Genomic DNA, 14,808 nt, shown 5'->3' with positions numbered 1-14,808 from the left:
AAATGAACAAGCTTTATTAATTTTTGGTAATAGGGGTTTGGTTACATGAGATGGCTAATAGGATGTTTGATCAATGCAGTATTGTTCATGGCGTTTGCCGGTTATTTTGATGACAGCTTGTACCTGACAGGATTTTGGGCTGCGCTGCAGGCCAGCATCCTTTTGTCCATCTTAAATATATTAGTGCGTCCGCTTCTGATTCTGTTCACCCTACCGGTGACGGTTCTGACAATGGGGTTGTTCCTGTTCGTGATTAATGCGATGACGCTTGAGCTGACAGACTATTTAATGGGAGATGCATTCGAAATCTCCGGTTTTGGCATGGCCCTCTTTTTCTCCTTGCTCATGTCGCTCATCAATATTATCCTTCAAAAAACGATTATGGACTCAGACAGATCTTCAAGGAAAAAATAAACGAAATACCCGCCCCTAACTTGGGGCGGGTATTTTTGTATGGAGACACGTTACACATTTAAACAACTAAAGTATGGTTTCGATAAAAAAAATGTTAAAATAGGAGAAAATTGATTTTTTGATGTAGTTTGTTTTGAAATGAGTGGAAATTTGAAGGAGGTAGCTTCCTTGCCTAAGGTCCGTACAAAAGATGTGTTAGAAAAATTTCAGCTTGAATTGATTTGCGGAGAAGAGGGTATTAATCGCCCGATTACGATGAGTGATATTTCCCGGCCTGGAATTGAAATGGCCGGTTACTTTGAATATTACCCGGCAGAACGCATTCAGCTTTTAGGAATGACAGAGTTATCTTTTTTCGAAGAGCTTCCTGAAAGAGATAAAGCTTCCAGAATGGAGCGGCTATGCACCGATATCACACCGGCTATTATTGTGACGAGAGGCTTGGAGGTTCCTCCTGTGTTAATTGAAGCAGCAGAGAGGGAATCAGTACCGGTTCTCAGAACCACTTTAAAGACGACCCGGTTCTCAAGCCGTCTGACCAATTATTTGGAAAGTAAACTGGCGCCTACCACTGCTGTGCATGGGGTATTGGTGGACGTTTACGGCATTGGTGTGTTAATTACCGGAAAAAGCGGCGTTGGTAAGAGTGAAACAGCGTTGGAGCTTGTTAAGCGCGGACACCGTCTCGTTGCCGATGACTGCGTGGAAATCCGTCAGGAGGACCAGGACACACTGGTGGGAACGTCGCCGGAATTAATTGAGCATTTATTGGAGATTCGCGGTCTCGGTATCATCAATGTGATGACGCTGTTCGGTGCTGGGGCAGTCCGCAGCAACAAACGGATTACTCTTGTCATCAACCTGGAAATCTGGGATGCCAAGAAGCAATATGACCGCCTTGGCTTGGATGAAGAGAAAATGAAAATCATCGATACTGAGGTAACGAAGCTGACCGTACCGGTCCGTCCAGGACGGAACATTGCCGTCATCATTGAAGTGGCAGCGATGAACTACCGCCTCAAACGTATGGGTGTCAATGCCGCTCAGCAATTTACCGACCGCCTGTCCGACGTTATCGAAGATGTCGAGCATGAAGAGATGTAAAGGGTAGGAATTCGTGGCGGAACTAATGAACCACATGAACAGTTTTTATAGGAAGAGGAGAGTTAGATGAACGAAAATATTCAGCCGCTTAACCCCATTGCCTTTTCGCTTGGTCCCATCCAGGTGCATTGGTACGGGATTATCATAGGCTCCGGCCTTGCTCTTGCGTTGTACCTGGCAATTCGTGAAGGAAACCGCCGCGGTCTCCCGAAGGATACGTTTGCCGATTTAATGCTTTGGGCGATTCCGATTGCCATCATTTCTGCCCGCATTTATTATGTTATTTTTGAATGGGGCTATTACAAAAACCACCTGGCGGACATTCCGCAAATTTGGAACGGTGGAATTGCTATTCACGGCGCCTTGATTGGTTCCGTCCTGACGGCATACATTTTTTCGAAAAAACGGGGGATTTCTTTTTGGAAAATTGCCGACATTGCAGCGCCGAGCATCATCCTCGGGCAGGCTATCGGCCGCTGGGGCAATTTCATGAACCAGGAAGCCCACGGCGGGGAGGTTACCCGCACATTCCTTGAAAACCTGCATTTGCCGGAATTTATTATTAATCAAATGTACATTAACGGGGCTTATTATCATCCAACATTTTTATACGAATCTCTTTGGGACTTCGCCGGTTTTATCCTGTTAATGCTCCTTCGCCGCGTTAATTTCCGCCGCGGGGAATTGTTCTTAACGTATGTGATCTGGTACTCCATCGGCCGCTTCTTCGTCGAAGGCCTTCGTACCGATAGCTTAATGCTCGGCAGCCTGCGCATGGCACAAACCATTTCAATTGCGCTAATTGTTGGTGCGATTATCATTTTAATTTACCGCCGGAAAAAACAGCTGTCGGAAACAAGGTATTTGGAGCAGACAAACTAGGTTCTTAAAATTATTAGATAAAATGAAACCACATGTAAAACATAAAAGGGAGTTTTGGGGAAATGCTGTTCAACTCGATTAAAAATGGACTGCTGTCCGGCTTAAAGACAACTTGGACATTGGGGAAAATCATTTTTCCAGTTACGCTGATCGTCGCCGTGCTGCAGTATACACCAGTATTGCCGTGGATCATCAAGCTGATTTCCCCGCTGATGAAGCTTTTGGGACTCTCTGGAGATGCCGCCATTCCGCTTGTTCTTGGCAATTTCCTAAACCTTTATGCGGCAATCGGAGCCATATTGACACTCGATTTTTCTGTAAAAGAAGTGTTTATTTTAGCCGTTATGCTATCCTTTTCACACAACTTATTTATCGAATCCGGTGTTGCGATGAAGGCTGGCGTCAAGCTTTGGGTCGTCCTGACAACAAGGCTGGGATTGGCGATTGTTTCTGCTGCGGTGATCAATCTTGTCTGGCATGGCGGCAGCGCCCCAGCCAAGTACGGCTTAATCGAAGCGCAAACAGGGCATCCATCAAGCTTCGGCGGAATCTTTTTACAAGCGATTGAAAAAGCGGGCCTCGGTATCCTGCAACTCGCGATGATTGTTATTCCGCTTATGGTGGTCATTCAGATTTTGAAGGATATTAACTGGTTGAAAAAGTTTTCGAAAACGATGGCTCCTGTTACCAAATCGCTTGGAATGAAGGAGAATACCTCCACGACCATGGCTGCAGGTCTCTTGTTCGGGCTGGCGTACGGTGCAGGCGTCATGATTCAAGCCGTTAAAGAGGACGGAGTCAGCCATAAAGACGTGACCTTAGCATTTATTTTTCTCGTCGCCTGCCATGCAGTTGTCGAGGATACATTAATTTTTGTACCGTTAGGCATCCCGGTTTGGCCGTTGTTCTTAATCCGGCTGGGGGTAGCGATTATCTTAACCTTAATCGTCGGCACCATTTGGCGGCGGTCAGGTCTACTAAGAAAGGAAGCGGCATAGTGAAAATTACTACAATCCTATTTGATTTGGATGGAACTTTGATTGATACAAATGAATTAATTATAGCATCGTATTTGCATACATTGGAGAAATTTTATCCCGGCAAGTATCAGCGCGAGCATGTTTTGCCGTTCATGGGACCAACTCTCAGTGAGGCGTTTAGCACCGTAGACCCCGAGCAGGTAGACGATATGATTGCTGAGTACCGGGCATTTAATGTTGCAAATCATGATTCCTTTGTGAAAGAATTCCCTGGTGTATTTGAAACCATTCAAGCTTTAAAGGAAAAGGGCTATAAGCTTGCGATCGTTACGACTAAACGTCTTGATGTGGCGATGATGGGGCTGCGCTTGACGAAGATGGATTCGTTTTTTGAAACGGTCATTGCTTTGGATCATGTCACCAAGGTCAAACCTGATCCAGAACCAATTTTGAAAGCATTGGAACAGCTTGGTTCGTCTCCATCTGAAGCGATGATGGTCGGCGATAATCTCCACGATATTTTAGGTGGAAAAAATGCTGGGGTGTTGACGGCAGGTGTCGCTTGGTCGGCTAAAGGCCGCAATCACATTGCCGAGCAAAATCCAGATTACATCTTAGAGGAAATGCCGGATTTGTTAAAAATCCTTGATAAATAAAGAGTCCTCGGAGAGTGAGAAGTATGAGGAAAACGACCCGCTACCCTGTTAAGGGCGCGAACTCCCTTTGGCAGGTTTACAAAACGGTGTCTTTCTGGAAGGTTGCCAAAAATTTTATTGTTATTCAATTGGCGCGCTATACTCCTTTTATGAGTGTGAAAAACTGGCTGTATCGAACTTTTCTCGGCATGAAGGTAGGGGAAAAGACTTCGTTTGCTCTGATGGTTATGCCGGATATCATGTTCCCGGAAAAAATCAGCGTCGGCCGCAACACGGTCATCGGTTTTAATACGACGATCCTCGCCCATGAGTATTTGATAAAGGAATACCGCTTGGGTGAAGTTATCATCGGAGATGAAGTGATGATCGGCGCTAACTCACTTATCATGCCCGGGGTGACGATTGGCGACGGGGCCATTGTCTCAGCGGGTACGATGGTACATAAGGATGTTCCACCCGGCTATTTTGTCGGGGGTAACCCAATGCAGGTCATTTATACAAAAGAGCAGCAGGCCGATCGCTGGGCCGATGATCCGATTTATGGGAAAAAGAATAATTGAAATGGAAGTCTGGTCTGGGGTGTTTGACCAGGCTTTTTTTGATAGTTGGTTTTTGTGGTTTGGCGGATACTTACAGGGGTTAGGCGGATTTTCAGATAAAGTTGGCGGATACGTTTCCTAGTTTGGCGGATATTGGACTATGTTTGGCGGATAACACTCTAAAATTGGCGGATAGTTGCCAGTCTGATCTTTTGAAAGCAACCTTTTTGGAGTATAAAATCCAGAATCCGGCGAATAATACATAAGATTTGGCGAATCAGCCAATACCCCCAGCCAGAAATCCCACAAAAAGTCTTTATATTCAATGTTTTTTCATTGACGAAAACCACGACAAGGTTTAAACTACATATAATTAACTTTAATTCTCTAATACATTAGCAGACTAAAGTGTTCGAAAAGGATGGGAAAGATGAGCCGCTTGTTTATGTTTGAAAAGCCTTTAGGGATGCGGGATACGCTCCCAGAATTATATGAAAAAAAGCATCAAGTACGTTCCTCAATTGCGGATACGATGAAGCTTTGGGGCTATCAATTTATTGAAACCCCGACTCTTGAATACTATGAAACCGTTGGTGCAGCATCGGCGATTCTCGATGCCCAGCTTTTTAAATTGCTTGATAAAGAGGGGCATACCCTCGTTTTACGGCCGGAAATGACAACTCCGATTGCACGCGTGGCGGCTTCCAAACTGTTAAACGAGGACCTGCCGGTTAGATTGGCGTACTCGGCAAATGTATACCGGGCCCAGCAGCGCGAGGGCGGACGGCCCGCTGAATTTGAGCAGATTGGTGTCGAATACTTGAATGACAATACTGTCTCCTGCGACGGTGAGACGATAGCTTTATTAATTTCTTCTTTAAAAAAAGCAGGCTTGTCAGAATTTCAAGTCTCAATCGGACATGTCGGGTTTTCCCAGGAACTGTTCATGCAGATTCTTGGCACCAACGGCAGGGCGACAGCACTAAGGAAGTTTTTATATGAAAAAAATTATGTCGGCTATCGCGAAAGCGTACAGTCGTTCAACCTCTCTTCGATTGATAAACAAAGGCTGTTGAAGCTGCTTCAGCTAAGGGGTGGCGAAGAGGTGATCGAATACGCCTTGGACGTTATTGAAAATGACAAAGGCAAGCAGGCAATCACAGAATTACAAGAGCTGTGGGATGTCATTAAGGATTATGGTGTCGAAGAGCATGTGAAGTTTGACTTTTCAATCGTCAGTCATATGAGCTACTATTCTGGCATTTTATTTGAGGTTTATGCCGGGAATGTCGGCTTTCCGATTGGCAACGGCGGCCGCTACAGCTTACTTGAGAAGTTTGGAAAAAATGCAACTGCAACAGGGTTTGCGGTCCGGCTTGATATGCTGCTCGAGGCAATGGGAGGCGGCCAAACGGAAACTACCGGGCATTGCATTTTGTTCAGTCAGGAACGGCGGAAGGAAGCCTTCGAACTCGCTCGGAAACTGCATGAGGAAGGAACCAGAACAGTGCTTCAGGATATTACAGGCGTTAAAGACATAGATGCTTTTACTAAAAAATTCGCCGATACGACCTTTTTAATCGGAGGTGGACAGCGATGAACGATGTATTGACGATTGCCATGCCAAAGGGCCGAATTTTTGAAGAAGCGGCGGAATTGCTGCGGAAAGCAGGCTATAAACTTCCGCCGGAATTTGATGATTCCCGTAAACTCATCATCGATGTTGCCGAGGAAAACCTGCGCTTCATTCTCGCAAAGCCGATGGATGTGGCTACCTATGTCGAGCACGGCGTTGCCGATGTCGGGATTGCCGGAAAAGACGTATTGCTCGAAGAAGAGCGCGATGTCTATGAGCTTCTTGATTTAAAAATCAGCTATTGCTATTTAGCAGTTGCTGGTCTGCCTGATACAAAAATGAACGAGGTAGCACCAAGAGTGGCGACGAAATATCCGAATGTTGCTGAAGCTTATTTCCGTGAGCAGGGGGAGCAAGTCGAAATCATTAAATTGAATGGCTCCATCGAACTCGCCCCGATCATCGGGTTATCTGACAGAATTGTTGACATTGTCTCTACTGGCCGGACCCTAAAGGAAAACGGGCTTGTGGAATACGAAAAAATTGTTGATATTACGTCAAGACTCGTTGTAAATCCAGTCAGCTACAGAATTAAAGATGCGCAAATTGACGACCTAGTCGCACGTCTTCATGAAGTTGTGGGGGGTTAATAAATGAAAATACAAAGAGTGCAGGATTTAGTTTCGATAAAAAGGTCGATTGAAGCCGGGACCTCTGAGCAGCAGGCGGTTGTAAAAGGAATTATCGCCGATGTCCGCAGCCGTGGGGACGAGTCATTAAGTGAATATACAGAGAAATTCGACCGTGTAAAGTTATCTTCTTTTTCCGTAACAGAAGAGGAAATTGAAGAAGCCTACGGGAAGGTTGATGAGCAATTTATTTCCATCGTTCGTGAGGCAGCGGAAAATATCCGTACATACCACGAAAAACAGCTTCGTCCTTCCTGGATGACGACGGAGGAAAATGGCACAATTCTTGGTCAAAAAATTACCCCGCTTGATTCAGTCGGCGTATATGTGCCGGGCGGAACGGCTGCTTACCCTTCATCGGTGCTAATGAACGTGGTTCCAGCAAAGGTTGCCGGTGTGAAAAGGATTGTCATGGTTTCCCCGCCGGATGCGGATGGGAAACTTCCTGCAGCGGTACTTGTTGCCGCAAAGGAAGCAGGTGTAGTAGAAATTTACAAGGCAGGCGGAGCCCAAGCCGTGGCGGCGTTAGCGTACGGTACGGAAACCATTCAAGCCGTAGATAAAATCACCGGTCCGGGAAATATTTACGTTGCGCTTGCTAAACGCGAAGTATTCGGCGATGTCGACATCGATATGATTGCCGGCCCAAGTGAGATTGCTATTTTAGCAGACGAAACAGCCATGGCAGACGAGGTGGCAGCTGACCTGTTATCCCAGGCGGAGCACGACCCGCGGGCCTGCAGTGTATTGGTAACACCTTCATTGGAGTTGGCCGAAGGGGTTGCAACAGAGGTTGAAAAGCAGCTTGCTGTGCTGCCACGAAGAGAAATTGCCGCCCGATCAATTGCGGATTATGGAGCTATCTATGTAACGGAAAATATCGATGAGGCGGTTGAAACGGTTAACCAGCTAGCGCCAGAACACCTTGAAGTGATGACAGCAAACGCAATGGAGCTGTTGGGGAAAATTCGTCATGCCGGAGCCATTTTTATCGGACGATACAGTTCTGAACCAGTTGGCGACTACTTTGCCGGACCGAATCATGTGCTTCCGACAAATGGAACGGCACGCTTTTCGAGCCCGCTCAACGTGGATGATTTTCAAAAGAAATCCAGTGTCATCATATATAGTGAAAAAGCATTAAAGGCTAACGGTGCAAAAATTGCAGCATTTGCCAGAATGGAAGGGCTTGAGGCCCACGCTCGCGCCGTTGAGGCGAGACTAAAAAACGATAACTAGTGGGGTGAGCTCATGGAACGAGTTGCAAGTGTGGATAGAAAAACAAATGAAACGAAAATAAAGCTGACGTTTGATGTGGATGGCGAAGGAAGTTCCAACCTGGAAACAGGGGTACCATTCTTAAGCCACATGCTCGATTTGTTTACAAAACACGGACAATTTAATTTAACAGTGGATGCAAATGGTGATATTGAAGTCGATGACCATCACACTACGGAGGATATCGGCATTTGTCTGGGACAGGCGCTTCGTGAAGCCCTTGGCGACAAACGTGGTATCAAACGTTATGGCAATGCATTTGTTCCGATGGATGAAGCATTGGCGCAGGTAGTGGTCGATCTTAGCAATCGCCCGCATTTGGAAATGCGGGCGGAGTTCCCTGGCCAGAAGGTAGGAACCTTCGATACCGAATTGGTTCATGAGTTTCTCTGGAAGCTAGCCCTGGAGGCCCGGATGAATCTCCATGTAACCGTCCATTATGGAAAAAATACACATCACATGATTGAGGCTGTTTTTAAAGCACTTGGCCGGGCACTCGATGAAGCCACAACCATTGACCCGCGCATCAAAGGTGTTCCATCTACAAAAGGAATGCTGTAGATTTTAGAAAATTCGGGGAGTAACAGGCACCGCGTGCCACTGTACCAGAAAGGATGTTTATATGATCGGTATTGTAGATTATGGCATGGGGAATTTATTTAGTGTAAGCAAGGCGCTGGAACGTCTGGGGGCAGATTATTTCATTTCAGCCAATCATAGTGAATTGCTTGAGGCTGATGCCCTGATTTTACCTGGGGTTGGTGCCTTTCGTGATGCGATGGAGCGTCTGCCTGCAAATACAATCAAGGAATTTGCTGCCACTGGAAAACCGTTACTTGGTATTTGCCTTGGCATGCAGCTTTTATTTGAAAACAGTGAGGAAAATGGTTTTACGGAAGGTCTTGGTCTCTTGCCGGGCAGTGTCCGCCGTTTCCCTGGCCGCTCCAAGAACGGTGAACCATACAAGGTTCCCCACATGGGCTGGAACCAGCTTAAGTTCGTGAATGCATCGCCGCTAACTAGCAATTTGGAAGAGGATTATGTCTACTTCGTTCATTCTTATTTTGTGAATGCGGAAAACTCAGAGGTCCTCATTGCCAAAGCGGATTACCATGAACTGGTTTCCGCTGTTGTCGGCCGCGATAACATTTTCGGAATGCAATTCCATCCCGAAAAAAGCAGCCGGCTTGGAATGGCCCTGCTTGATAATTTTTTAAAAATAGCAGTTGAAAGGAAGGCAGTACGATGACTTTCACCATTTATCCCGCAATTGACATGCGGGGCGGGAAATGTGTCCGCCTTCTGCAAGGCGATTACGACAAAGAAACAGTTTACGGCGATTCTCCATTTGACATGGCTCATACCTTTGCGTCTGATGGTGCCGAATGGATCCATATGGTGGACCTAGACGGGGCAAAGGATGGCAAGCGGGTAAATGACCGTTTTGTGATTGAGGCGGCTCAGCAGCTCGCTAATGTGAAAATTCAAATCGGCGGCGGGATTCGTTCCGAGGCTGATATTGCCCATTATTTAGAGAATGGTGTTGACCGAGTTATTATCGGAAGCATTGCGGTTTCAAATCCAGAGTTCGCTATTGATATGATTAAAAAGTTCGGCGGGCGGATTGCCGTCGGAATCGATGCGAAAAATGGCTATGTGGCTACACATGGTTGGCTCGATACTTCTGAAGTGAAGGCGGTCGAGCTTGGGAAACGCTTCGCGGATGCAGGGGCTGAGACCTTTATTTTTACAGATATTGCCACAGACGGAATGCTTTCTGGGCCCAATATTGCTGCTGTCAGTGAACTGGCTGAAATTACTGGTAAAAACGTCATTGCCTCAGGCGGAGTGAGCAGCCTTGCGGATTTACAGACCCTAGCCACGGCAAAAGGCATCGGTGGAGCAATCGTTGGCAAGGCCCTTTATGAAAAAAGATTTACCTTAAAGGAAGCTTTAAAAATTGGTCAGCTTTAAAACAAGGGCGGGGGAGAAATCATGACTTTAACGAAAAGAATTATACCCTGCTTGGACGTGAAGGACGGGCGGGTAGTAAAGGGAATTCAATTTGTCCAGCTGCGCGACGCCGGCGATCCGGTAGAACTGGCGCGGATTTACGATGAGCAAGGGGCCGACGAGCTTGTGTTTCTTGATATCTCGGCTTCGGTTGAGGGACGAAAGACAATGGTTGAGGTCGTTAAGGCGGTTGCCTCCGAATTGGCCATTCCTTTTACGGTTGGCGGCGGCATCAATTCATTGGAAGATATGAAAAAAATTCTTCGTGCCGGGGCAGATAAGGTTTCTTTGAATACTGCGGCGGTCCAGAATCCGGAACTTATTCGTGAAGGGGCCGACTTTTTCGGATCCCAGTGTATCGTTGTAGCCATTGATGCAAAATATGATTCAGAGCTTGGAACATGGCGTGTTTATACACACGGCGGCCGCAAGCCCACTGACAAAAAGGTAATTGATTGGGTGAGGGAGGCAGCGGAGCTTGGAGCCGGTGAAATTTTGCTGACCAGCATGGACAGCGATGGCGAGAAAAACGGTTTTGACCTCTCTCTTACGAAGGCGGTCAGTGAAGCCGTTACGATTCCGGTGATTGCCTCAGGCGGTGCCGGAAATGCGGAGCACTTTGCTGAAGCCTTTTTGGAAGGTAAAGCCGATGCTGCACTTGCCGCATCCATTTTTCATTACAAGGAAACTTCAGTACAGGAAGTTAAAAGCTATTTGCGCGAAAAGGGACTGGCCGTCCGTTAAATACGCCGTTCTCGGGATTTTTTTATAAAAAACTAAGTTCGATTTCAAAAAAGGAAGTGAAGGTCCGATGAATCCGGACACTATCAAATTTGACGAAAAGGGATTAGTCCCTGCTATTATTCAGGATGCAGAAACATTAGAAGTTTTGACGCTTGCTTATATGAATAAAGAGTCGCTTGCGAAAACATTGGAAACAGGTGAAACTTGGTTCTACAGTCGCTCTCGCCAGGAATTGTGGCATAAGGGGGAAACAAGCGGCAATACGCAGTCTGTAGTCAGCATTAAGTACGATTGCGATCAGGATGCCTTATTGGTGCTTGTGAATCCTAAAGGACCAGCCTGCCATACAGGAGCAGTCAGCTGTTTTTCAGGGGAAGAGGTTGCGGATCGCAAATCCAGCCTAGGGGACTATCAAATTTTACAAACCCTTGAAAAGGTCATTTTGGAACGCGAACGGGAGCGTCCGGAAGGTGCCTATACCACGTACCTTTTTGAAAAAGGTGTCGATAAAATTTTGAAAAAGGTTGGCGAGGAAGCTGCCGAAGTCATCATCGCAGCCAAAAACCGCGACCATGGAGAACTGAAATGGGAAGCGGCGGACTTGCTTTATCACCTGCAGGTATTGCTGGTGGAACAAGGCCTTCCATTCAAAGAAGTATTACGTACATTGGAAGAAAGACACAAGGACCGGTCCTGATTTTGGACCGGTTTTTCTATTTAAAAATACCTATTTTAGGAAGGGTTCGTCTTTTTTTAAACGGTTTGGCGGATATCTATTCCATTTTGGCGGATATAACGCGCAGTTCGGCGGATATTGCCCCCAACTTGGCGGATATCTCCGTGTACTCAGCGGATAACTTTCCATATTTGGCGGATTCCCTTTTCAGGTCGGGTTTGATTAACCTTCTTATCCCAAATAATAACCATTTTTAGCAAAACCCCGCTCCGGAAATTTTTCCATACCGCCCAAAGCCCTAAATCCTTCTCGTACAAGACTCAATTGTGTTATACTACATTAGTTATGAAAGGATGATGGAGGACTGCATGAGTAAAGACGCAAAAGCAAGAATGCAAAAGGGGAAAATACTCTCATTTGTTCCTACAGGGGAATATTATTTCAAGAAAGGAATTAAGGCATACCATCGCCGTGATTTTTTCAAAGCGAAAAAATATCTGGGACGGGCGTTGCAGCTTGAGCCGGGCGAACCGATGATTGCGTGCCAGCTGGCCATTGTATCGACTGAACTTGGCGAGTTTGAAGATTCCAACCGACTCCTGCATCTCATCCTTGAAGATCTTGACCATGAAATGGTGGAGTGCCACTACTTCTTAGCAAATAATTATGCCCATTTGGGATTTTTTAAAGATGCTTATCACCATGCCAACTTGTATATGGAATTGGATGCAGGTGGGGATTTTTCAGAGGATGCGGAGGAATTGCTTGAGCTTCTCGCATTGGAGTCGGATGATTTGGCTGAAGAGTTCTTTCAGCAGGACGACCTAATCGTTAAACAGGAGCAGGCTCGCGAGCTGCTCGAATCAGGTTATTTCCCAAAAGCGATAGAACTATTAAAGGAAGTCATCAAGGAGTACCCGGAATACTGGTCTGCCTACAACAACCTAGCGCTCGCTTATTTCTATTTAGGCAAAGCCGAGAAGGCGGACGCCATCTTAAATGATGTTTTGAAAAAGAACCCCGGGAATCTGCACGCGCTATGCAATAAAATGATATTTGCCCATTATCAAGGGCGTATCAAATATGTCAATGAGCTGTTTGATAGCTTGAAAAAAATTCAGCCGCTTTTAAGCGAGCACCAATTTAAGCTCGGAACCTCTTTCGCGCTTGTCGGCGAATATGAGCATGCTTATGTTTGGCTGAAAAAATTATATAAAAACGGCTTTGTTGGGGATGGTCCCTTTTATTATTGGCTCGCCTATTCTGCTTATTTCACAGGCAGGGAAGTTTTTGCCCAAAACGTTTGGAAAAAGCTGCTTGAAATTAATCCTGACAAAGAAGGCCAGGAACCGTGGAATACAAATGAGCAGGACCGTGCAAACGGATTTGAGGACCATTCCGGCTCGATCTTTCAAAAACTAGAAAGCGATTATGTCGAGGAACGGTTATTTGCTCTATTCCTGACAACTGTTTCGGATAAAAAGGATGAAATTATCACCTCAAAGCGCCTTTTTCAAAATCAGAAATTTACGGCGCTGGAGAAGGAATACATCTCGTTAATCCGCTCGGGAAGACCGTCACGGACGGCCGATGCGCAGGAAGTCGCTGAGCTGTTTTATGAAAACCATCAGCCAATTGGGACAATTGAGGCCGGTTTATATTTAATGTGGTTTTCCGTTTTTGTGGAAATGTTTAAAGCAAATATGCAATTGAAAAATAAAAGCGCCTGGGCAGGTGCAGTCGAGTACGTATGGCACAGGCTGCGCAGTGAAAAAGTGTCCCAGCAGGAAATTGCACAGCGCTACGGAACCTCATCGGCAACAATCGGAAAATACGTAAAGTTAGTCAATGAGCTTTTAAATTAAAATTAAAATCACCCCAAAATCGCCGGAAATGAGCAGATTTTTGGACTATAAATCAATTGTTTAATACGATTAAGTTGGGAAAGCTAAACTTAATCGTTTTTTTTATACAAGGAGTGAAAACGACCATGACTGAAGAAAAAATTTATGATGTCATCATTGCTGGGGCGGGTCCTGCCGGGATGACAGCTGCTGTATATACATCACGTGCAAATCTATCGACTCTCATGATTGAACGCGGAATGCCGGGCGGCCAGATGGCCAATACCGAGGATGTTGAAAACTATCCGGGTTTTGAAAGCATTTTAGGTCCGGATTTATCAACGAAAATGTTTGAGCATGCGAAGAAGTTCGGTGCCGAATATGCTTATGGTGACATTAAAGAAGTTGTTGATCACGGCGATTATAAACTCGTCAAAGCCGGATCAAAGGAGTATAAAGCCTATTCTGTCATCATTACAACAGGTGCAGAGTATAAAAAAGTCGGAGTGCCAGGCGAAAAAGAGCTTGGCGGCCGTGGAGTATCCTATTGTGCTGTCTGTGACGGAGCATTTTTCAAAAATAGAGAGCTTTTTGTCATCGGCGGAGGGGACTCTGCAGTTGAAGAGGGTGTATACTTAACTCGATTCGCATCTAAGGTTACCATCGTGCATCGCCGTGACCAGCTTCGTGCACAGAAAATTCTTCAAGACCGTGCCTTTGCCAATGAAAAGGTTGATTTTATTTGGAATCATACCATTAAATCGATTAATGATAAGGACGGTAAGGTTGGCAGTGTGACATTGGTATCAACAGTGGATGATACAGAACAAACCCTGCCTGCTGATGGCGTGTTCATTTATATCGGAATGGTGCCGCTATCTAAACCATTCGAGAGCTTAGGCATCACAAACGAAAATGGCTACATTGAAACAAACGAAAAAATGGAAACAAAAGTGCCGGGCATTTTCGCAGCAGGAGATATCCGTGAAAAAACACTCCGTCAGATCGTAACGGCGACTGGCGACGGCAGTATTGCTGCCCAAACAGCCCAGCACTATGTGGAAGAATTGAAAGAGGAAATGAAACTGAAAAAATAATGAAAAAGTTTCCCAACATTTTTTACAAAAAGTTAATCCTGTTTTAATTCAACTGTAACAATAGTGAAATAAAAATATAGTATGATTATGGAAATTGACCCCCTTTAAAAATATATACCTTTTCTGCACAGGTCCAGCAGCCTGTGCTCTTTTTTTGTGTTCAGTAAGAAAGCTACATAATACGGGAACTCGCCAATCTGGCTCTAATTGTAATATTTGTAAGCGGGAATTTGCAGAAATATCAATTTTCAATTGATTGTGAGCGGGTTATAAAAATAGTATAATGAGAAGAATATATGAGGTTGTTATCTTAAGA

General features: G+C 45.5%; 16 protein-coding genes. All 16 read left to right on the top strand.

From position 1 onward, the window contains the following. Positions 1-45 precede the first annotated feature (45 nt). The 16 genes from ACZ5B7_RS26170 to trxB all read left to right on the top strand — a co-directional run bounded on the left by ACZ5B7_RS26170 (position 46) and on the right by trxB (position 14,492). Entirely contained in the window at positions 46-414 is a 369-nt protein-coding gene (locus tag ACZ5B7_RS26170) for a phage holin family protein (RefSeq protein ID WP_423799585.1), read from the top strand. Positions 415-582: 168 nt separating this feature from the next. Further along, positions 583-1,518, top strand: coding sequence for an HPr(Ser) kinase/phosphatase (gene hprK, locus ACZ5B7_RS26165; protein ID WP_213144203.1), 936 nt, complete (start codon positions 583-585; stop codon positions 1,516-1,518). Between the two features lie 66 nt (positions 1,519-1,584). After that, positions 1,585-2,400, top strand: coding sequence for a prolipoprotein diacylglyceryl transferase (lgt, locus tag ACZ5B7_RS26160; RefSeq protein ID WP_213144204.1), 816 nt, complete (start codon positions 1,585-1,587; stop codon positions 2,398-2,400). Between the two features lie 62 nt (positions 2,401-2,462). After that, a complete protein-coding gene (locus ACZ5B7_RS26155; protein ID WP_464491518.1) occupies positions 2,463-3,398 on the top strand; it encodes a nucleoside recognition domain-containing protein in 936 nt (311 codons plus the stop codon). After that, positions 3,398-4,036 (top strand): pyrophosphatase PpaX, encoded by a 639-nt coding sequence (gene ppaX / locus ACZ5B7_RS26150; RefSeq protein ID WP_464491517.1) that lies wholly within the window; start codon positions 3,398-3,400, stop codon positions 4,034-4,036. Before ACZ5B7_RS26155 ends, ppaX begins: the two co-directional genes overlap by 1 nt. A gap of 23 nt (positions 4,037-4,059) precedes the next feature. Beyond that, a complete protein-coding gene (locus ACZ5B7_RS26145) occupies positions 4,060-4,596 on the top strand; it encodes an acyltransferase (RefSeq protein ID WP_464491516.1) in 537 nt (178 codons plus the stop codon). A 409-nt stretch (positions 4,597-5,005) separates the two neighbouring features. Continuing rightward, the gene (locus tag ACZ5B7_RS26140) at positions 5,006-6,175 is read left to right on the top strand and encodes an ATP phosphoribosyltransferase regulatory subunit (protein WP_464491515.1); all 1,170 of its coding nucleotides are present in this window, start codon (positions 5,006-5,008) and stop codon (positions 6,173-6,175) included. After that, on the top strand, positions 6,172-6,801 hold the full coding sequence (gene hisG / locus ACZ5B7_RS26135; RefSeq protein WP_464491514.1) for an ATP phosphoribosyltransferase: 630 nt from the start codon (positions 6,172-6,174) through the stop codon (positions 6,799-6,801). Before ACZ5B7_RS26140 ends, hisG begins: the two co-directional genes overlap by 4 nt. 3 nt (positions 6,802-6,804) lie before the next feature. Further along, positions 6,805-8,079, top strand: a complete 1,275-nt coding sequence (gene hisD, locus ACZ5B7_RS26130) for a histidinol dehydrogenase (protein ID WP_464491513.1) — start codon at positions 6,805-6,807, stop codon at positions 8,077-8,079. A gap of 12 nt (positions 8,080-8,091) precedes the next feature. Beyond that, positions 8,092-8,679 carry an imidazoleglycerol-phosphate dehydratase HisB gene (hisB, locus tag ACZ5B7_RS26125; protein WP_464491512.1) on the top strand — a complete coding sequence of 196 codons (588 nt, stop codon included), beginning with the start codon at positions 8,092-8,094 and terminating at the stop codon, positions 8,677-8,679. Between the two features lie 61 nt (positions 8,680-8,740). After that, a complete protein-coding gene (gene hisH, locus ACZ5B7_RS26120; protein ID WP_464491511.1) occupies positions 8,741-9,367 on the top strand; it encodes an imidazole glycerol phosphate synthase subunit HisH in 627 nt (208 codons plus the stop codon). Beyond that, on the top strand, positions 9,364-10,092 hold the full coding sequence (gene hisA / locus ACZ5B7_RS26115; protein WP_464491510.1) for a 1-(5-phosphoribosyl)-5-[(5-phosphoribosylamino)methylideneamino]imidazole-4-carboxamide isomerase: 729 nt from the start codon (positions 9,364-9,366) through the stop codon (positions 10,090-10,092). Before hisH ends, hisA begins: the two co-directional genes overlap by 4 nt. A gap of 21 nt (positions 10,093-10,113) precedes the next feature. Continuing rightward, complete coding sequence (gene hisF, locus ACZ5B7_RS26110; RefSeq protein ID WP_213144213.1) at positions 10,114-10,875, top strand: imidazole glycerol phosphate synthase subunit HisF; 762 nt, start codon at positions 10,114-10,116, stop codon at positions 10,873-10,875. A 67-nt stretch (positions 10,876-10,942) separates the two neighbouring features. Next, positions 10,943-11,572, top strand: a complete 630-nt coding sequence (gene hisIE / locus ACZ5B7_RS26105) for a bifunctional phosphoribosyl-AMP cyclohydrolase/phosphoribosyl-ATP diphosphatase HisIE (protein WP_464491509.1) — start codon at positions 10,943-10,945, stop codon at positions 11,570-11,572. Between the two features lie 347 nt (positions 11,573-11,919). Then, positions 11,920-13,416 (top strand): tetratricopeptide repeat protein, encoded by a 1,497-nt coding sequence (locus ACZ5B7_RS26100; protein ID WP_464491508.1) that lies wholly within the window; start codon positions 11,920-11,922, stop codon positions 13,414-13,416. Between the two features lie 125 nt (positions 13,417-13,541). Beyond that, entirely contained in the window at positions 13,542-14,492 is a 951-nt protein-coding gene (gene trxB / locus ACZ5B7_RS26095) for a thioredoxin-disulfide reductase (RefSeq protein WP_423799571.1), read from the top strand. The last annotated feature ends 316 nt before the right edge of the window (positions 14,493-14,808 follow it).

It is taken from the genome of Neobacillus sp. S1115 (assembly GCF_055385565.1).
The sequence above is the reverse complement of the archived record's forward strand: the minus strand, read 5'-3'. Positions and strand labels throughout refer to the sequence as shown.